17 protein-coding genes, 1 pseudogene, 1 riboswitch and 2 other annotated features are annotated in these 18,165 nt (G+C 40.8%); of the genes and pseudogenes, 14 read left to right on the top strand and 4 right to left on the bottom strand.

Translation table 11 applies throughout. The annotated features are described in order from the left end of the window. The first annotated feature begins 61 nt into the window (after positions 1–61). Positions 62–255: riboswitch (cobalamin riboswitch) on the top strand. Positions 256–388: 133 nt separating this feature from the next. Together IRB79_RS19550 and IRB79_RS19545 are read left to right on the top strand one after the other, a co-directional pair. Beyond that, positions 389–2,611: a ribonucleoside-diphosphate reductase subunit alpha gene (locus IRB79_RS19550; protein ID WP_243504240.1), complete on the top strand. Its 2,223-nt coding sequence runs from the start codon at positions 389–391 to the stop codon at positions 2,609–2,611. Between the two features lie 11 nt (positions 2,612–2,622). Continuing rightward, positions 2,623–3,660 carry a ribonucleotide-diphosphate reductase subunit beta gene (locus IRB79_RS19545; protein ID WP_243504238.1) on the top strand — a complete coding sequence of 346 codons (1,038 nt, stop codon included), beginning with the start codon at positions 2,623–2,625 and terminating at the stop codon, positions 3,658–3,660. Between the two features lie 60 nt (positions 3,661–3,720). Here IRB79_RS19545 and bioB read toward each other — a convergent pair whose 3' ends face one another. The 3 genes from bioB to IRB79_RS19530 form a co-directional block, all read right to left on the bottom strand. Beyond that, on the bottom strand, positions 3,721–4,713 hold the full coding sequence (gene bioB / locus IRB79_RS19540; protein WP_243504236.1) for a biotin synthase BioB: 993 nt from the start codon (positions 4,711–4,713) through the stop codon (positions 3,721–3,723). A gap of 24 nt (positions 4,714–4,737) precedes the next feature. Beyond that, on the bottom strand, positions 4,738–5,334 hold the full coding sequence (locus IRB79_RS19535) for a biotin transporter BioY (RefSeq protein ID WP_243504234.1): 597 nt from the start codon (positions 5,332–5,334) through the stop codon (positions 4,738–4,740). A 230-nt stretch (positions 5,335–5,564) separates the two neighbouring features. Beyond that, a complete protein-coding gene (locus IRB79_RS19530; RefSeq protein WP_243504231.1) occupies positions 5,565–6,941 on the bottom strand; it encodes a M28 family metallopeptidase in 1,377 nt (458 codons plus the stop codon). 272 nt (positions 6,942–7,213) lie between these two features. Between IRB79_RS19530 and IRB79_RS19525 the strand changes: the two genes are divergently transcribed. From IRB79_RS19525 to IRB79_RS19485, 11 genes and pseudogenes are all read left to right on the top strand, one after another. Then, a complete protein-coding gene (locus tag IRB79_RS19525) occupies positions 7,214–7,489 on the top strand; it encodes a DUF2188 domain-containing protein (RefSeq protein ID WP_243504229.1) in 276 nt (91 codons plus the stop codon). Between the two features lie 424 nt (positions 7,490–7,913). After that, positions 7,914–8,666 (top strand): DeoR/GlpR family DNA-binding transcription regulator, encoded by a 753-nt coding sequence (locus IRB79_RS19520; RefSeq protein WP_243504227.1) that lies wholly within the window; start codon positions 7,914–7,916, stop codon positions 8,664–8,666. Continuing rightward, positions 8,663–9,592 carry a 1-phosphofructokinase gene (pfkB, locus tag IRB79_RS19515; RefSeq protein WP_243504225.1) on the top strand — a complete coding sequence of 310 codons (930 nt, stop codon included), beginning with the start codon at positions 8,663–8,665 and terminating at the stop codon, positions 9,590–9,592. Before IRB79_RS19520 ends, pfkB begins: the two co-directional genes overlap by 4 nt. A 1-nt stretch (position 9,593) precedes the next feature. Next, a pseudogene (locus tag IRB79_RS28250) lies at positions 9,594–10,358 on the top strand (fructose PTS transporter subunit IIA); the annotation flags it as partial. 114 nt (positions 10,359–10,472) lie between these two features. Beyond that, entirely contained in the window at positions 10,473–11,465 is a 993-nt protein-coding gene (locus tag IRB79_RS28245) for a PTS fructose transporter subunit IIC (RefSeq protein WP_431833449.1), read from the top strand. A gap of 267 nt (positions 11,466–11,732) precedes the next feature. Continuing rightward, entirely contained in the window at positions 11,733–12,599 is an 867-nt protein-coding gene (locus IRB79_RS19505) for a GNAT family N-acetyltransferase (RefSeq protein WP_243504221.1), read from the top strand. Positions 12,600–12,709: 110 nt separating this feature from the next. Continuing rightward, a complete protein-coding gene (locus IRB79_RS19500; protein WP_252215471.1) occupies positions 12,710–13,534 on the top strand; it encodes a DUF2935 domain-containing protein in 825 nt (274 codons plus the stop codon). Positions 13,535–13,647: 113 nt separating this feature from the next. Continuing rightward, a complete protein-coding gene (locus IRB79_RS19495) occupies positions 13,648–13,878 on the top strand; it encodes a hypothetical protein (RefSeq protein WP_019381156.1) in 231 nt (76 codons plus the stop codon). A gap of 160 nt (positions 13,879–14,038) precedes the next feature. Continuing rightward, positions 14,039–14,101 carry a hypothetical protein gene (locus tag IRB79_RS28240; RefSeq protein ID WP_220182004.1) on the top strand — a complete coding sequence of 21 codons (63 nt, stop codon included), beginning with the start codon at positions 14,039–14,041 and terminating at the stop codon, positions 14,099–14,101. A gap of 284 nt (positions 14,102–14,385) precedes the next feature. Next, positions 14,386–14,643: a hypothetical protein gene (locus tag IRB79_RS19490; RefSeq protein ID WP_243504216.1), complete on the top strand. Its 258-nt coding sequence runs from the start codon at positions 14,386–14,388 to the stop codon at positions 14,641–14,643. After that, positions 14,624–15,385 (top strand): alpha/beta fold hydrolase, encoded by a 762-nt coding sequence (locus IRB79_RS19485; RefSeq protein WP_243504213.1) that lies wholly within the window; start codon positions 14,624–14,626, stop codon positions 15,383–15,385. The genes IRB79_RS19490 and IRB79_RS19485 overlap by 20 nt, the downstream gene beginning before the upstream one ends. A gap of 36 nt (positions 15,386–15,421) precedes the next feature. Here IRB79_RS19485 and IRB79_RS19480 read toward each other — a convergent pair whose 3' ends face one another. After that, the gene (locus tag IRB79_RS19480; RefSeq protein WP_243504211.1) at positions 15,422–16,681 is read right to left on the bottom strand and encodes a bacillibactin exporter BcbE; all 1,260 of its coding nucleotides are present in this window, start codon (positions 16,679–16,681) and stop codon (positions 15,422–15,424) included. A gap of 179 nt (positions 16,682–16,860) precedes the next feature. On the opposite strand from IRB79_RS19480, the gene IRB79_RS19475 reads away from it, so the two are divergent. Further along, a complete protein-coding gene (locus IRB79_RS19475; RefSeq protein ID WP_431833394.1) occupies positions 16,861–17,493 on the top strand; it encodes an MOSC domain-containing protein in 633 nt (210 codons plus the stop codon). Positions 17,494–17,555: 62 nt separating this feature from the next. Then, positions 17,556–17,807 (top strand) — a binding site (T-box leader). Positions 17,808–17,847: 40 nt separating this feature from the next. Continuing rightward, positions 17,848–18,090 (top strand) — a binding site (T-box leader). Positions 18,091–18,165 lie beyond the last annotated feature (75 nt).

The raw sequence follows: 18,165 nt of genomic DNA, 5'->3' as shown, positions 1-18,165 counted from the left end.
CTATTTCTCTGTATGATAGAATCGTCTACAATATATAGTATATATTTTTAAGATTAAAAACTACATATAGATCGTGATTGGTGTCCTAAGTGGACTTAATAGGGAATTCGGTGTAAAACCGAAGCTGTCCCCGCAACTGTAAGTGCAGACGAAAAAAGCATGCCACTGTACAAAACGCTTCATGGCGCTTGTATGGGAAGGGCTTTTAGTAGAGTGAAGCACAAGCCAGGAGACCTGCCAGGGCGATCGAAAGTTTCTTATCTTCGGGGATTGAGATGATGAAACGATCGCGTAATGGCCGTTTTTTCATTTCTTCCTGCTATTATACTATCGTTTGATCCGCTCATTTTCCGGGCGGATTTTTATTTTGCCTTTAGGAGGAAGTAAGATGGTCCAAACCATACAACCGATAAAAATTTTAGAAGAACTTAAGACAGAATTTCCACAGCTCGGCATTGGGCAGCTATTAAAAAGGAAAGAAGAAATGAGCCAGCTGGGAGCGGAGGCAATGTATGACCAGCTTATACTGGATTGTTTATCATTTATCAGCATTGATGAGCCTGATTGGACTTTTGCCGCTTCATGCCTGCTTCTTAAGAAGCTCTATATTGAGTCTGGAAAAAACAGAGAATGCCAGCCGGATGATTGCTACAAACATTTTTATACGTTAATTGAACGGCTGACCGCTTTGGGAATTTATGAACAGGATTTATTAGATCTGTATTCAAAGGATGAAATAAATGAGCTGGCCCATTTTATTAGGAAAGAAAATGACCGCTTATTTACATATTTGGGGTTAAAAATGCTGGCTGACCGATATCTTGCCAGGGACAAACAGAAAAATCTCTATGAGCTTCCACAGGAGCGGTTCATGATCATCAGCATGGTGCTGATGAAAATGGAGCCGAAGGGTAAGCGGCTTGAACTTATTAAAGAAGCTTACTGGGCAATGAGTGGTTTGTATATGACTGTTGCCACTCCAACACTCGCTAATGCAGGGAAAAACTGGGGACAGCTTTCAAGCTGTTTCATTGAGACCGTTGATGACAGTCTTGATTCAATATATGACAGCAATACCGATATTGCATCACTGTCTAAAAATGGCGGCGGAATCGGAGTGTATTTGGGGAAAATCCGCAGCAGAGGCAGTGATATTAAAGGATTTAAGGGTGCATCTTCAGGTGTGATTCCCTGGATGAAGCAGCTGAATAATACAGCCGTCAGTGTTGACCAGCTGGGACAAAGGCAGGGTGCTATAAGCGTCTATCTGGATGTCTGGCATAAAGATATCTTCTCGTTTCTAGATGCAAAGCTTAACAATGGAGATGAAAGACAGCGAACACATGATTTATTCACGGGTGTCTGCATTCCGGATTTGTTTATGGAAAAAGTGGAAAGCCGCGGGTATTGGTATTTATTTGATCCCCATGAAGTCCGCAAGGTAATGGGCTTTTCTCTGGAAGATTTTTATGACGAAGGAGAAGGCGAAGGTTCATTCCGCCAGAAATATAAAGAGTGCATAGATAACCCGATTCTATCAAGGGAAAAAGTGCCTGCTATCGAGATAATGAAATCCATCATGAGAAGTCAGCTTGAAACCGGGACACCATTCATGTTCTACCGGGATGAAGTTAATCGGAAAAATGCCAATACACATTGCGGGATGATTTATTGTACCAACCTGTGCACTGAGATCGTACAAAACCAAAGTGTTACAAAGAGGGTTGAAGAATATACAAGAGATGGGAGAATTATTATCGAAAAACAGCCAGGAGACTTCGTTGTCTGCAATCTTTCATCCATCAATCTTGCACGGGCCATAAGTGAAGGAGTCCTTGAAAGGCTTGTGCCAATTCAGGTGCGAATGCTTGATAATGTTATTGATATTAATAGTATTCCAGTGCCGCAGGGCCAGATTACAAACCAAAAGTACCGTGCGATTGGACTAGGGACTTTTGGATGGCACCACCTTCTTGCACTGAAAAAAATCACATGGGAAAGCGAAGAAGCAGAAGAATTCGCTGACACTCTATATGAACAAATTGCTTTTTTAGCGATAAAAAGTTCTATGAACCTGGCAAAAGAAAAAGGAAGCTATTCAGCCTTTAAAGGCTCTGATTGGGAAACGGGTGCCTACTTTGAAAAGCGGGGATATCTGGAGGCAGAGTCAGACATGGACTGGGCTGCATTGAGCGAAGAGGTAAGGGAAATCGGCGTTCGAAATGCCTATTTGCTGGCGGTTGCTCCTAATGCATCAACTGCTTTAATTGCAGGAAGCACCCCAAGTATTGATCCTATATTCAACAAGCAGTATTCCGAAGAGAAAAAGGATTATCGGATCCCTGTGACAGCCCCTGATATTAACAGTGAGACCATTTGGTATTACAAATCTGCCTATCATATTAACCAGGAGTGGAGCATCAGGCAGAATGCAAACAGACAAAAACATATAGATCAAGCTATTTCATTTAATTTCTATATACCTAATCATATTAAAGCAATCGATCTTTTGAATCTGCATCTTTCAGCATGGAAGAAAAAATTAAAAACAACTTATTATATCCGTTCAACTTCATCTGAGGTTGAAGACTGTGAATCTTGCTCAAGCTAAAGGAGGATCTTATGAATACCCTAAAAAAACGGCCAATTATTAATCAATCGGCGCCTAACAAATCAACTTCAATCATCAACGGGGAATGCTCCAATATTCTTAATTGGGATGATGTTCGCTTCTCATGGGCCTATCCAAAGTATAAAAAAATGCTCGCTAACTTTTGGACGCCCTTTGAAATAAACATGTCACAGGACATTAAGCAATTTCCGGAATTAACGAAAAGTGAACAAGATGCATTTTTGAAAATTATTGGGCTGCTTGCACTGCTCGACAGCATCCAGACGGATTATGCCGGAAAAGTTGCTGATTACATTACCGACTCAAGCATATCAGCACTCATGATCATACTTGCACAGCAAGAGGTGATTCATAATCACTCATATTCCTATGTTCTATCAAGCCTTGTTCCCAAACAAAAACAGGATGAGGTTTTTGAATTCTGGCGTACAGAACCTATATTAGCTGAAAGAAATGAATTTATTGTGAACGGATATAAAGATTTTGCAGAGAATCCAAGCGCAGAGAACCTGTTGAAATCTATTGTTTTTGATGTCGTTCTGGAGGGGCTTTTCTTTTATTCAGGCTTTGCTTTCTTTTATCACCTGGCCAGAAATCAGAAAATGGTAGCCACCTCAACGATGATTAATTACATCAACCGGGATGAACAAATTCATGTAGATTTGTTTGTTAAAATTTTTAAAGAAATTCTGCAGGAAAATCCGGATCTTAATACTAATGAATTAAGTGAATTCGTCCAGGAAACTTTTAAAAGAGCAGCTGAACTGGAGATTGTATGGGCCCGCGATGTGATCGGCAGCAAAACAGAAGGCATCCTGATATCTGACGTTGAAGCTTATATCAAATTTTATGCCAATGTCCGCTGCAATCAGCTGGGATATGAACGGCCGTTTGAAGGCTATCGAACCAATCCGCTCCGCTGGATAGTAGCTTATGAGCAGGTTGACCATGGGAAGTCCGATTTCTTTGAGCAAAAATCGCGGCAATATACAAAAGTTCAAATTGATAATGGGTTTGATGAATTATAAAGGTTATCCGGATATATAAAATAAAAAAGATTCTGCTTTGGCGCAGAATCTTTTTTTAAATCAGGAGGATACTGGTTCCCCAGATACAAAATCAATCTCAAAACCAAGATCCTTCAGCATTTGGTGATCCGCAGTGCTTTCCTGTCCTGCAGTGGTTAAGTAATCTCCTACGAAAATAGAATTAGCCGGATAAAGTCCAAGCGGCTGAAGGCTCCTAAGATTCACTTCTCTGCCTCCGGATATTCTGATTTCCTTTGAAGGGTTGATATATCGCATCAGGCAAAGCACCTTCAGACAATAGCGGGGATTCAAATCATCTGTCCCTTCTAATGGCGTCCCATCGATTGCATGCAGAAAGTTAACCGGTATTGAGTCGGCATCCAGGGCTTTTAGGCTTCTGGCCATCGCTACGACGTCTTCCTTGGTTTCCTTCATGCCAATAATTACTCCGGAACAAGGTGAAATGCCTGCGTCCTTTATTAATTGGACCGTATTGACTCTGTCCCGGTATGTATGGGAGGTAGTGATGCTGTCATGATGATTTTCTGAGGTGTTAATATTGTGATTATAGCGGTCCACTCCAGCTTCCTTGAGCTGCTCAGCCTGTTCAGGTTTTAGGAGCCCGAGACAGGCACAGACCTTCATATTATAGTTATCCTTTATTTCTTTAACCGCTGAAACTACTTCATTTAGCTCCCTATTGCTAGGGCCTCTTCCGCTTGCTACGATGCAATAGGTTCCGACATTTAGCTGATGGGCCTGTTTAGCACCTTGGATGATAGATTCCTTATCCATCATCCGGTATTTTTCAATAGGTGCTGTTGAGATGCTCGATTGTGAGCAATAGCCGCAGTTTTCAGGACATAGGCCTGATTTCGTATTAATAATCATATTTAATTTAATATGATTGCCATAATGATGATGACGGATTTTATAGGCGCTGTGCAATAAACTCAGCAGTTCTTCATCTGGACAATTTAAAATTTCCATTGCCTCCGAGTCTGTCAGTTCATGTCCTTCCAGTACGTCAAGTGCTAGCTGTTGAAAATTCATATGTATCCTCCTTAGTAAAATTGTTTATGCTGCTCGGTTCATTTTTCTGAACTGACTGCTGGCAAATACTCTATGCTCCAGACGATGGGCCATTAACCCGGCAAAAACAGAGAGAATAATGTCTTTTGGAAGGGGGACTGCCATCCACAGCCATGCCATTTGATAGGTAAATCCCTCAGGTGCTGTAAACCAAAGTTTATAGGCCATATACATCCAATTCGTCCCGAAAACATAATTGATCACCATTCCGATTAAAGCTGCAGTAATATACACCGGAACAGACTTTTTCTTTTCTATCAATTTGCCGGTGACATAGGCTGTTAAAATAAACGATAGGATAAAACCGAAAGTGGGGCTTAATAAGGAAGCAAAACCGCCGCCGAATTTTGAAAATACAGGAGCGCCTGCAAGCCCGGCAAAAGCATAGACAGCCATAGTGATAGCCCCTAATCGGCTTCCTAAAATAGCCCCTGCCAAAATGGCAAGAAAGGTCTGCAAAGTAATAGGCACTCCCCCAATAACCAAAAATGGGACAAATGAAGTGATATTTGCTCCAACAGCCATTAGGGCGACAAACATGCCAGCCAATGTTAAATCAATCGTTCTTAAACCTGTCTTCATAAGATGCCTCCTGATAGATTTATATTTATACAATTTAGAATAATAGCAGCAAACATTAAATGTCAACTTAATTTTTAATTGGTTTACATAAATATTTGTTAAAATGTGAAAACGGATTATATGTCAAGGTGAATGCTGGCAGCGTGCGGAGAAACAGGGGATAGGTAAGGAGCTTCTTTTTTTTGTAATAAACAAGCCGCTGGCGATTGGCCAGCGGCTTGTTAGAGGTATTAGTTATTGCCTTGTGTTTTTTTTCGAACCACATCAAAAAGTCCGGAACCGATGATATCAAGTGCTGATTGCATTCTCTCAGCAGAGATATTATCTTCAATTGTATCCTGTGGAGTATGGTAAACTTTTTCAATATGATAAACAAGCGGATCCCAGCTGTCTATGCCCATCCAGATAAATAAGGCTGCAGGAATGCCGGCATTATGGAAAGGAACATGGTCACTCGATCCGAATTTGCCTGGGAGAATATCCGAATTGCCCAAGCGTGCCCCAGCTTCACCAGTTGAAGAAGTTACAATGTTTTGGCTGCCGTCTGGTGTCATGGCATATAGGTTTGTCGCCTTGTCATAATTTGTAGCAACCATATCAGGAACAAAAACAGCCTCTATCTGGTCTTTTTCTGTCTCTGTTAACTGATCTACATAATATCTTGCTCCCAAAAGGCCGCGCTCTTCAGATCCAAATGCAATGAATTTAAGGGTTTTGTCTGTATTGTATCCTTTATAAACTCTGGCAAGCTCAAGCATTAGCCCTACCCCGGATGCATTATCATTCGCACCTGGAGCACCCACTACACTATCATGGTGGGCGCCTAGTATAACCTCTTTTGTATCGTTACTCTTTGATTTTGCTTCTTTTGTTGCAATTACATTTACCGATTTTAGATCTTTATAATGTTTTGCTGTCAGGGAGAGCTTAACTGTACCCTGCTCCATTTGCTCCTTGAGCCATTCACCATGAATATAGGAAGCTCCGAAAACCGGGATATCATATTCCGCAGCAATGCTCGGATTAAAAGTTTGTCCGTAATTGCCCCGGCTTCCAACGAGGCTTTGGAGAATCACACCAGCTGCTCCTGCCTCAACTGCTTTAGCTATTTGCTCTCGGTATCCGGCTGTTGTATCTGCCCGAGCCAGAAGTACAATTTTACCTTCGGCTCCTTTATAATCCTCATTTTCTACAAAGGTTACTTCTGCATCAACTGGTGTATCGCTGATGGCTCCATTTGGTGCAGCGCCCATTTCCCATATCGTACCGTCTTCAAATGCTGCGCTGCCTATGAATTGATCTGCTACCGGAAAGTATTGAAACTCAACATCATAGCCATAACTTTTGAGTGTATTTGCAATATACTCTGCCGATTTTTTTTCATTTTCTAATCCACCAGGTCTTGTCCCAATTTCTTCCGATAGATACCTTACGTGCTCGATAGCACGTTCAGCATTTACTCTGGCAATGATCTTCTGATCTTGCGAGTGGGATGATTTTCCGTTTTCATTACTTAGCGGGGCAGCATACCCGATTGTGCCAAATGCTAAAGAAACTGCTAGAGCTGCTGCTAGAATCTTGGCAGATTTCCGATTATTTCCTGACATAATACCCTCCTGAAAAGTTATTGTTTTATTCGACTCCCTAACAATTCCTATTTTAGTAGAAAATGGTATTTTTTGAATAGAGTACTTATTCCTATGGGACATGCCTATTGTTCCGACATAGTGTGTCAAATTTATATAATAAAAGACAAAACTCAGTGGTAGGTTACTACTATTTTTGGAAAGAGACATTGTGTTTTTTTATTTCCATATGAGGGTAAAGTGATATTACTCATCGATAGATGATAGTTCACTTAAATTAAGGAGGTATAAACATGGCAAATAGTAAAAACAATATACACAGTGATGAACAGGAACAATATTTTAAGGACCGGGCAGGAACAGAAGAAGCAAGATTCCATGTAGTACCGCACGATGAGGAAGGATGGGCAGTCAAAAATGAGGGGCAAAACGAGCCTGAGTTTACAGCGGAAACACGTTCAGATGCAGTGGAGAAAGCGAAGAGTATGGCAGAGGATGCAGGCACAATGGCAATCCTGCATAATGAGGATGGAAAAATTGAGGATCTTGTAAATTATCAAAATAAATAAATCAATATTTAAGAAGGGCATTACCATTGCGTAGTGCTCTTTTTTGTTTGTCTGGGATTGAACAAAAGAGATTTTTTTCTAAAACAAAAAAATTCCGCTTTCAAATAGAAAGCGGTTCAAAAAGAGACCTTGGAACGAGTAAATTCTTAAATTCAAAACAATATATAGTAGCATAAATTGTTTGGGAAACTATATATTGTTATTTCTGATTCTAGCATAATAAAACATAGAGAGCAAACTATTATTTTAATATATTTAAAATATTCTTTTATTTTTTGAATTAGGGAGTAAATATTCGCAAAACAACCAAAATCAATCAAAGTTTGATTGATTTTGGTTTGTTTTGAATGAAAATGATTGATTTTTGCAATCGGTTTCAGTATGATGTAATCAAGAAGAACAACACACCCAGGGAGGTGATGTTTTGTTAACACAAGAGCGCCACAAATTGATTCTGCAGCTTATAAAAGAAAAAGGTGTAGTGAAAATTCAGGATCTCGTTGACATGACAGAAACATCGGAATCCACAATCAGAAGGGACTTGACCCAGCTTGAGGAAGGGAAGTACTTAAAAAGAGTACATGGAGGGGCTGCCAGGCTTCAGGGAAAGCTGCAGGAACCCAGCATGTCTGAGAAGTCATCCAAAAACCTTCAGCAAAAGCGGCAAATCGCCCAATACGCGGCAAGTCTTGTTGAAGAAGGTGATTCTATTTATCTTGATGCAGGCTCGACAGTAACTGAAATGATTCCCTTTTTGCCTGCGAAGGAAATTGTGGTTGTAACGAACGGATTAATGCATATCAACGCATTGCTCGAAAGGAATATAAAAACATTTTTAATCGGCGGTTTTGCCAAGGAACAGACAAAAGCCATCATCGGCAGGGGGGCATTGGCGAGCCTGGAAAATTATCGATTTGATAAATGCTTTATGGGGGTTAACGGCATCCATCCTCAATTCGGCTACACCACACCGGATCAGGATGAGGCAATGATCAAGCAAATGGCCATTTCGCTTTCAAGGGAGGCATTCGTGCTTGCCGATGATACGAAGTTTTCAGAAATCGCATTTGCCAAGATTGCCGATTTGCATACAGCAGCAATTATTACAAATGAGCTGGATGAGGATCAGCAAGAGCCTTATAGCAGCAAAACTACAATAAAGGTCGTGACAGCATGATACACACATTGACGCTAAATCCGTCAGTGGACTACATCGTAGAATTGGATGAAATGATAGTCGGCGGTCTTAACCGCATGCAGCAGGATACAAAGTTCCCTGGAGGAAAAGGGATAAATGTTTCCAGAGTGCTGAACAGAATGGATGTTGAAAGCAAGGCCCTTGGCTTTGTAGGCGGATTTACAGGAGATTATATTGTTGATTACTTAAACAAGGAGAATATTCAAACTGACTTTGTCCAAGTTGCTGATGACACAAGAATCAATGTAAAGATCCAGACAGAGGCGGAAACAGAAATCAATGCCAAAGGGCCGGCCATTTCAGGAAGGAATTTCGAAGATCTTAAAAATAAGATCCGCAATCTTTCAGAAGAAGATTTGCTTGTCCTGGCTGGCAGTATTCCATCAACATTGCCTGAATCAACTTATGAAGAGCTGGTAAGAATTTGTTCAGAAAATGGGACGGCTTTTGTGGTGGATGCAGAGGGAGAGTTACTGAAAAAGGTCCTTCCATACAAACCGTTTTTAATAAAGCCCAATCACCATGAATTAGGTGAAATATTCAATACAGAATTTACTTCCGCAAGAGAAGTTATCCCATATGGACAGAAACTTGTAGAAATGGGCGCACAGAATGTAATTGTTTCATTAGCCGGCAAGGGAGCCGTCTTGATTTCTGATGAAACAGCGTATATTTCAAGCGTTCCAAATGGGGAAGTGAAAAGTTCTGTAGGTGCCGGAGATTCCATGGTAGCCGGTTTTCTTGCAGCTTATGAGAAAAACAAAAATATAGAAAAGGCTTTTCAATACAGTGTTGCTTCCGGAAGCGCTACGGCTTTTTCACTTGGTCTTTGCACAAAGGAAAGAGCAGAGGAATTGCTTTCTCAGGTTTCGATTGAAAAGGTCAGCCTAAAAGGGGAGATTTAGGATGAGAATTACAGAATTACTGACAAGAGATACGATTCTGCTCTCGTTGAGCGGAACAGGCAAATTGGATGCCATAAATGGATTGGTAAACCAGCTTGATCAAGCAGGAAAGCTTCATGACCGCACTGCCTTCAAGAATGCCATTTTAAAAAGGGAAGAACAAAGCACAACAGGCATCGGTGACGGAATAGCTATTCCTCATGCAAAAACTGGAGCGGTCAAGGAGCCTGCTATTGCATTCGGCAAATCAGAAGCAGGAGTGGATTATGAATCACTTGACGGTCAGCCCGCACACCTATTCTTTATGATTGCAGCCCCGGAAGGAGCAAACAATACACATCTGGAAGCTCTATCCAGGCTTTCATCAATACTAATGAACGAGGAAGCACGCAAAAAACTCCAAAATGCTGCTTCTGCAGACGAAGTTATTGGAATTATAGACAGCTATGACGAGACAGAAGAAGAGGAAGTCCAAAATATTGCAGACAGTAAACGATTTGTTGTTGCTGTAACAGCTTGCCCAACAGGAATTGCCCATACTTATATGGCGGCTGATTCACTAAAGGCCAAGGCAGCTGAAATGGGCGTTGATATTAAGGTTGAAACAAATGGCTCAAGCGGTGCTAAAAATGTTCTGACACCGGAAGAAATTGCGAATGCAGCAGCAGTTATAGTCGCAGCAGATACAAAGGTTGAAATGGAGCGATTCAGCGGCAAGCATGTCCTCGAAACGGCAGTTGCTGACGGCATCCGAAAACCTCAGGAGCTTATCGAAAAAGCGCTAAAGCAGGATGCACCGGTATACAAGGGCGGAAGCGCAGACAGCAGCGGAAACGCAGATAAGAAAAAAGAACAAAAAGCAGGAGTTTATAAGCATTTGATGAATGGCGTTTCCAACATGCTTCCATTTGTTGTTGGCGGCGGAATACTCATTGCCATTTCCTTTATGTTCGGATATAAAGCAGCAGATCCGAATGATCCGTCATATCATCCTATCGCAGAAGCACTGATGACCATTGGCGGGGGAAATGCATTTGGATTAATCGTTCCTATCCTTGCAGCGTTCATTGCCATGAGTATTGCTGATCGCCCTGGCTTTGCTGCAGGTGCAGTCGGGGGAATGATGGCAGCATCTGGAGGCGCAGGATTCCTTGGCGGCATCATTGCCGGCTTCCTTGCAGGTTATGTAGTAGTTGGTTTGAAAAAGGTCTTTGCTGGCCTGCCTTCATCACTTGAAGGAATTAAAACGATTTTGCTCTATCCGCTCTTTGGAATTGCTATCACGGGATTACTGATGCTTTATGTTGTCAACAAACCAGTTGGCGCATTAAATACTGCTATCACCGAGTGGCTTTCAGGTCTTGGTACTGGAAATGCTGTCATGCTTGGAGTAGTGCTTGGGCTGATGATGGCATTTGATATGGGCGGCCCGGTTAATAAATCGGCATACGTATTTGGTACAGGGCTGCTTGCGAATGGTGTATATGAACCAATGGCAGCAATCATGGCAGCGGGTATGGTTCCGCCTCTTGCCATCGCGCTTGCCACCACTTTATTCAAAAATAGATTTACAAAACAGGAACAGGATGCAGGAAAAGCAAATTACATTATGGGATTTTCGTTTATCACAGAAGGCGCAATCCCGTTCGCAGCAGCAGATCCTTTGCGGGTCATCCCATCAATCATGGCAGGATCAGCCGTGGCAGGTGCCATTTCAATGATGGCTGGAATCGGATTAAGAGCGCCGCACGGCGGAGTCTTTGTCGTCCCTCTCGTCGATGGCCCATGGGGAATTTACCTTGCAGGAATAATAGCAGGTGCTCTTCTGTCTGCTATCCTTATAGGGTTCCTGAAAAAACCTTTAAATAAATAATGAATAAACCAAAGCCGGTACTTAATGTATCGGCTTTAAATTTTTATTTAGAAAAGATTGAAAAAACTGAAAATAAATGATTTAATTAAAATAAACTAATCAGTCTATATTATTTTATGAATAAATAAACTATCCAGTCTATATATTAGGAGGTGCGGGACCATGGCCATTATCATTGTTATTAAAAGAGGGAACAAACATAAATAACTAACCATTAGATGCACAACAAGTAAAACTTCATCAGTAAACACTTGAAGGAGAGCGTTTATGAAAATTAAAAAACTTTCTCAGTGCACCCTGGAGGAGGCGCTGACTGCCTGGAACAAAGGATTTGAAGGTTATATAGTTCCAATAAAAATGGATATTCTGGCCTTTATTAATCGAATGGCATCTGAGGGACTTTCGCCTGAAAAATCCATAGTCGTTTTTATGCACGGAGAACCCTGCGGAATCATAATGAATGGGTTCAGGGAGATTAACGGCAGGAAAATTGCCTGGAACGGAGGCACTGGAATCGCACCACAATACAGGGGAAAAGGGCTTTCTGCAGCTATGATGTCAGAAGTGCTCAGCATATATAAAGCTGAAAATGCACACACTGCTGTTCTTGAAGCAATTGAAGAAAATGAGAGAGCGATTAAGCTGTACAAAAAAGCCGGCTATGCGATTACTGATCAATTGCTTTATTTAAACAAGAAGCTTACACATAAAGAAATGGGCACATTGATGGAAAACCATTTAGCAATAAAAAAGATATATCCCGAACAGCTGCAGTCACTCAGCTTTTATGACAGCGATGCTGCCTGGCAGTGCCAGTGGCAAAGTGCAAAACAAGGGGAAGCTGCTGTGCTTATGAGTGACGATGGGAAAGAGGAAGGATACATTCTATACAAGAGAGTGCTGGAAGCAGGAGGACGTACAGATCGTATTATCATCTATCAGCTAAAGTTCACGGATGGCAGTGCGAATGATGCAATGACTGAAAGGATTCTGGGCCATCTGTTCCTGGATCAGGATGATTCAATTGATTTCACTGCAGTTAATATTTCTGTTTCCAATCCCGCCTCAAAAGCTTTGCTTAAAATGGGATTTGAAAAAAAGATTGGCCAGGTAATGATGAAAAAAACGCTTTAGGATACCTGCTGCCTATTTAATTTCCCCCTTTCTGCAAAAAACTAAGTTACCAAATAATTATGAGGTTCGTGCTTATTGGCATAATTTCAGATGGTTCCTGATATGTTTTTATGAGTAAGTTTGAAAGGGGAGATATATTGGCTGCTGGATTTGAAAGTGCTGCAAAATTGGAACACGGGTTTTGGCTTCAGATTTTGGGTGATCATGCACGCTTCATACATGATTCACTATCACCAAAGGAAAAAGACAGCATTGAACGGGCAAATTACTTTATACAAACCTTCGACCAGCTATTAGGAAGGGTTGAAGTGGATAACCTGGAGCAATTGAGCCGGAGGGCAGAACAGGAAGCTAAAAAGCTCAGGGAATTTAAATTGAACTTAATCGAACGTCATCTGATAGGGAAAATTTCCATTCATCTTGGGCCTGTTTTCATTAACCATATGGTGAATGAACTTGAAGAATATATGCTTGTCCTTCAATATTTAAAAAAGGGGGAAGCCCCGCCTGTATTTCATGAGCTCCACCACCATTTAATCTGGCTTCTGGATGCAGCTGGCCATGCTGTAGCCATATCAGATAATATGGAAAGTGTTGAGAAGAAAATAAAAAAAATCAGTGATGGCTATACAAAGGATTTTGAAGCATTTTATTTAAAGGCGGTTGAAATGTCCGGGTTCCTTCGGACAAATGTTGAGTCATTCCCGGCACTTCAAAAGTTCAACAGCGATGTTGCACTTGAAATATCTTTGTTTATGAACTTTCTCAATGAAATTGAGGAGCTTGAATTGAGCAAAGAGGCATTGGGTACATTTGCAGCTTTAATGGCTGATCACATGTACCGTGAAGAATGCTATTACCTGTCAAAGCTTGCTGAGTCCACTCAGTCTGAAAAGCCGAAATGTGATCCGGCAAAGCCGAGGCTTAAAGAATAAATTCAATGCTGCCATTTTTGGCAGTTTTTTTTGCATTAAGAACATGCAGCAGTGTTTTCTGGGTAAAAGAGTATAAAAAGGCTGATATCATGAAACTGGTAAGATGGAGTTACATGCGGAGAAATCAGGTAAAGGGACTGTTTGACTGCTTTCCTGAAGCGGTCATCATTTTTAAAAGAATAAAGAATTATTACTTTATCCACAGTGCTGAATGGACAGGCAGTCCGCAGTTAATTGCTAAGCAGCAGATGGAGGAAATGGAGTATTTGCTTAATAAAGAAATGGGTTTTCTTCGCGGATATCTTCAAAGGAAATCTGCAGGCGATAAAGATAGTGAAACTTGAAAAAATAGGAAAGAAGAATCAATTTTCTTAAAATAGAACACACGTTCGACTAAATGGACAAGGATGTGTTATAATAAAGAAGCAATGGGAGTTTCTCAAGGGTGGTCGGCTAGCCCCGTAAGAAAGGGGGTGATGCCTTTTGACAGTTTTCGAATCGATCATGATGATGATTTCCTTCTCTAGTCTGATCATTGCTGTCATGACTTTTAACCATAAAAAATAGACCTCCCTTGATCTGACAATTGAGGGAGAGGTCTATGTCTTTGACAGGCCGATCCCCTAAGGGAACGACTATTGCGAATGACCGTGGGTGCGGCAACACCTGCGGTCGTTTTTTTTTTATTCATATTCTTAATTCAAGAATATCATATACGGTTCAGAAAGTCACGGAAATAAGCATAATCGCATGATTACTTATAGTATATGCAAATTTCTGCTGAAAATCCATAATGATTCGAAGCCTAATGTGCCCTACTATAATGGCAGTACTATAAGGGAGGATCAGACATGACAAAACGCAATATTAAGACTAAATCAGGATTGCAAAGCACAAACAAAAGCGTAAGCGATATGGAGTTCTTAAAAGAGCTTGATCAGCAAAGCAAAAAAGCTAAAAAGACAAGACTAACTGATGTTGGAAATAAAGAATTGACCGAGATGGGGCAGACTAAAACTGTCCCATTTTTTATATGGAACAGGAGGATGGAGAGCCATCTATGTTTTGTGAATGGAAAGGACGATTCTTGTGCCAGCATTTATTTATGAGGATACAAAAATATTTTATGAAACGATGGGAAAGGGTGTACCGATAATCTTTATACATCCGCCTGCCATGGGGAGAAAGGTATTTTATTATCAAGGTCTGCTGGCTGAGCATTTTCAGGTTGTTTTTCCTGATCTAAGCGGGAATGGAGATACCATTGGTCCCGAGAAAACAGTAACCATCAAAGGTTATGCAGAGGAGATTAAAGCTGTATTGGACCACTTGGAAATTGAAAAAGCCGTTATCCTTGGTTATTCCTCCGGTGGCATAATTGCTCAGGAGTTTGCTCTCTCTTTTCCTGAGAGGACGCTTGGTGTGATACTATCAGGCGGATTTCCAGAGGTATTATCAGAAACTTTCAAATATGAGCATATATTGGGAATGTATTTCGTGAAACATTTTCCGGGTTTCCTGCGCTATGTAATAGCAGCAAGTCACACAAATGATCAAAAAGTCAGAAACGATATTTTGGAACACATGAAAAAGGCAAATCATACTATGTGGTTTCAATTTTACGATAGATCGCTTCACTATTCATGCACTGATCGCCTAAGGAACTTAAGCGTCCCCCTTCTCCTTATTTATGGATCAAGAGATTTTGTTAATCAGCATATTAGGAGCTATAGAAGATATGTCAGCTTTCAGGCGGCAATAATCAAAGGTGTATCCCATCAGGCGCCAACTAAAAAGTGGCAGCTTTTCAACCAGGTTGTAACTGGTTTTGTACAGCAGCATTTTAAATAAAAAAATCCGTATCGTCATAGCACGATACGGATTTTTTTATCCCTCATTTCCATCAGGTTTGATTGCCATTATGGCTGCAAGGGCAGCAAGAATGGTAATTCCGCTTAATATATAAAAAAGGCCTTGATCAGAATGCTTCATGAGAATGGCAATGGCCGGCGGGCCGCCGGCAACGCCAATAAACCTCATTGAACTGTATAAAGAAGTAATGGTTCCACGTTCTTCTTTTGCAATTCCTTCCGTAATAAGTGCATCCAATGAAGGCAATGCAACGCCTATGCCAATTCCGGCAAACAGGAACATGCTGATCATAAACCACATATTGTTTGAAAAGCTTAAGATTGCAGTGGCAGCTGCCACAAGTACTGAGCCTAAAAAAATGATCCACTTCATCAGTATTTTATTTTCTTTTATTTTTTTTCCTGTTAGATAGGACGAAAGGCATAGTGCGCCAAGCGGTACAGCCAGGAGAAGCCCTTTTTTAACATCTTTAATATCATATGTCTTTTCAAGCACATCAGATAAATAAAAAAGTATCCCAAAAAGCACAAACATAAGAATGGCACCAATTAAGAAAATAGCATAAAGCCATTTTCCGTTGTTTTTAAAGGTATCCTTAATATTGCTCCAAAATTTCTTTAGCGGAAGCGGCTCTTCTCTTTTATTTGGTGTTTTTACAAGAAAGAAAACCAGCAGGATTGAAATCGTACAAAAAACTGGAAACGAAAAAAACGGTAAAAACCAAATAAACCCTGCCAAAAACGCTCCAAGTATAGGTGATAGAACTTTTCCAAAAGTATTGGAAGTTTCAATCAGGCCAAGGGAACTGCTGACTTCATCATCATTTTTAAACATATCCCCGACTAAAGGCATAACAATTGGTGCCGCACCGGCTGCCCCAACACCCTGCAATGCTCTCCCGGCTAATATGATCCAATAAGCATCCGCCATTTTCCATGCCGCCCATCCAGAGATCAGCCCGCCAATTCCTGCAATGAGAAGACTTGGTATAATGACTTTTTTTCGGCCGATATGATCCGATAAAAAGCCTGCGATTGGAATTAAAATAATGGCTACAATACTGTAAACGGTAATAATCATGCTGGATTGGAATGCAGAAATATTTAGTTTATTTTCCATCGCCGGCAGAACAGGAATCAGCATGGAATTCCCAAGTGTCATAACGAGAGGAATTGAAGAAAGTGATAGAATGGCCCATTTTTGGTTATGAACATCATCACCGGACTTCTGTTTAGCTTTGGAATTTACAGATTGTAAATTTTCAACATGCTCCATATTTCTGACCTTCCTTTTCGTTAATCAAACTAGTCTTAATATGAGCTAATTGCAGGAAAACTAACTAGAAAAACCTCTGTCTTTTTATGGGAAAATTAAAATTCTGGAAAAATATGTTTCGATTTACTAAAAAGAAAGCGTTAAAATATATAGAAAAGCGAATCTGGTGAGGGGATATTATGAAAGAAATTATTACTTTAAGCATAGGAAAGCCGAAAAAGCACAGCTGGAAAAACCGTGAGGAAATATCGGGAATCGGCAAAGAAAAAATTGAAAGTGCGTTCTTAACGAAGGATGGTTTCCTGGGGGATGGAGTAGCAAACACTGATTTTCATGGCGGCCCCGACCGGGCAGTTTGCCTATACCCGTTCGAACATTACGGGATGTGGGAAAAAGAATTTAAAAAGACGTTCTGCCCGCCAGCATTTGGTGAAAATATTTGTGCGGGAAATATGCTGGAAAAGGATGTTTTTATAGGAGATATCTTTTCTCTTGGTGAATCTGCTATTCAAATAACACAGGGGCGTATCCCGTGTTCAACAATTTCAAAGCATAACGAAGAAGGTCGGCTTTTAGGCAGAATTGTGGAAACATGCTTCACAGGCTACTTTTTCAGAGTGCTGAAGGAAGGAACTGTAACAGCAGGCAGCGTTCTTAAGCTCGAAGAAAGAAAGCAGGAAAAGGTATCGGTTTTGCAAGGGAATTTTATCATGTTCCATGACCGCAAAAACCATAAAGCAATTGAAGAACTGCTGCGGATTGAGGAACTTGCAGATGTCTGGAGAGAAAAGCTGGAAAAAGCTCTTTTATAAAAAAATGAAATTTACTCTTGACATTTTTTATTTACCGGAATAGTATAATAAACAATATATATTGATCGGCAATGACAAAGAGTAGTAACTGCAGTTGAAGCTAAAGAGAGCTGATGGTTGGTGCAAATCAGTGTGGAAGCAGCAGTGAATGGACTTTCGAGCCTCCAAACCGAACCTTTTTTAAGCAGTAGGCTTTGGCGAACGGTCTCATCGTTACAAGGGACAGATATTCAAACGTTTTTCGTTTTGATATCTGTTAAGTGAGCTGATGTATCAGCTAATGAAGGTGGCACCACGGGTCTCTCGTCCTTTTTAGACGGGAGGCCCTTTTTTATTTTCAAACAACTTTATTACTTTAAATCGCTGAGCAAGAGGAGTAGATTGATGTAGTCCGTTCAAGAGAGCCGGGGAGAGGTGAGAGCCCGGTACGGAAAATCATTCGAATGGACTTGCGAGAGGCTACCTGAACGATAGTAGGGAAGCACGGATTTCCACCGTTAAAAGGATAGGGTATCGATATTTTTCCGTACCCGAAAAAGGGAGCAGCATTTTGCTCTAAAAAGAGGTGGCACCACGTTCACAAGACACGTCCTCTATACCCGCAGATTCTGTCTGTGTGTATAGGGGACTTTTTTATTTATAGTTAAGTATATAAATTCTGAAGTTAGGTAA

It is taken from the genome of Cytobacillus oceanisediminis, assembly GCF_022811925.1.
GTDB classification, from domain to species: domain Bacteria; phylum Bacillota; class Bacilli; order Bacillales; family Cytobacillaceae; genus Cytobacillus; species Cytobacillus oceanisediminis_D.
The sequence above is the reverse complement of the archived record's forward strand: the minus strand, read 5'-3'. Positions and strand labels throughout refer to the sequence as shown.

Bases quoted from the DNA above. Each gene is read 5' to 3' on its own strand.
- IRB79_RS19550 (WP_243504240.1), top strand. From the start codon at position 389: ATGGTCCAAACCATACAACCGATAAAAATTTTAGAAGAACTTAAGACA.
- IRB79_RS19545 (WP_243504238.1), top strand. From the start codon at position 2,623: ATGAATACCCTAAAAAAACGGCCAATTATTAATCAATCGGCGCCTAAC.
- bioB (WP_243504236.1), bottom strand. From the start codon at position 4,713: ATGAATTTTCAACAGCTAGCACTTGACGTACTGGAAGGACATGAACTG.
- IRB79_RS19535 (WP_243504234.1), bottom strand. From the start codon at position 5,334: ATGAAGACAGGTTTAAGAACGATTGATTTAACATTGGCTGGCATGTTT.
- IRB79_RS19530 (WP_243504231.1), bottom strand. From the start codon at position 6,941: ATGTCAGGAAATAATCGGAAATCTGCCAAGATTCTAGCAGCAGCTCTA.
- IRB79_RS19525 (WP_243504229.1), top strand. From the start codon at position 7,214: ATGGCAAATAGTAAAAACAATATACACAGTGATGAACAGGAACAATAT.
- pfkB (WP_243504225.1), top strand. From the start codon at position 8,663: ATGATACACACATTGACGCTAAATCCGTCAGTGGACTACATCGTAGAA.
- IRB79_RS28245 (WP_431833449.1), top strand. From the start codon at position 10,473: ATGAATGGCGTTTCCAACATGCTTCCATTTGTTGTTGGCGGCGGAATA.
- IRB79_RS19505 (WP_243504221.1), top strand. From the start codon at position 11,733: ATGAAAATTAAAAAACTTTCTCAGTGCACCCTGGAGGAGGCGCTGACT.
- IRB79_RS19500 (WP_252215471.1), top strand. From the start codon at position 12,710: ATGAGTAAGTTTGAAAGGGGAGATATATTGGCTGCTGGATTTGAAAGT.
- IRB79_RS19495 (WP_019381156.1), top strand. From the start codon at position 13,648: ATGCGGAGAAATCAGGTAAAGGGACTGTTTGACTGCTTTCCTGAAGCG.
- IRB79_RS19490 (WP_243504216.1), top strand. From the start codon at position 14,386: ATGACAAAACGCAATATTAAGACTAAATCAGGATTGCAAAGCACAAAC.
- IRB79_RS19480 (WP_243504211.1), bottom strand. From the start codon at position 16,681: ATGGAGCATGTTGAAAATTTACAATCTGTAAATTCCAAAGCTAAACAG.
- IRB79_RS19475 (WP_431833394.1), top strand. From the start codon at position 16,861: ATGAAAGAAATTATTACTTTAAGCATAGGAAAGCCGAAAAAGCACAGC.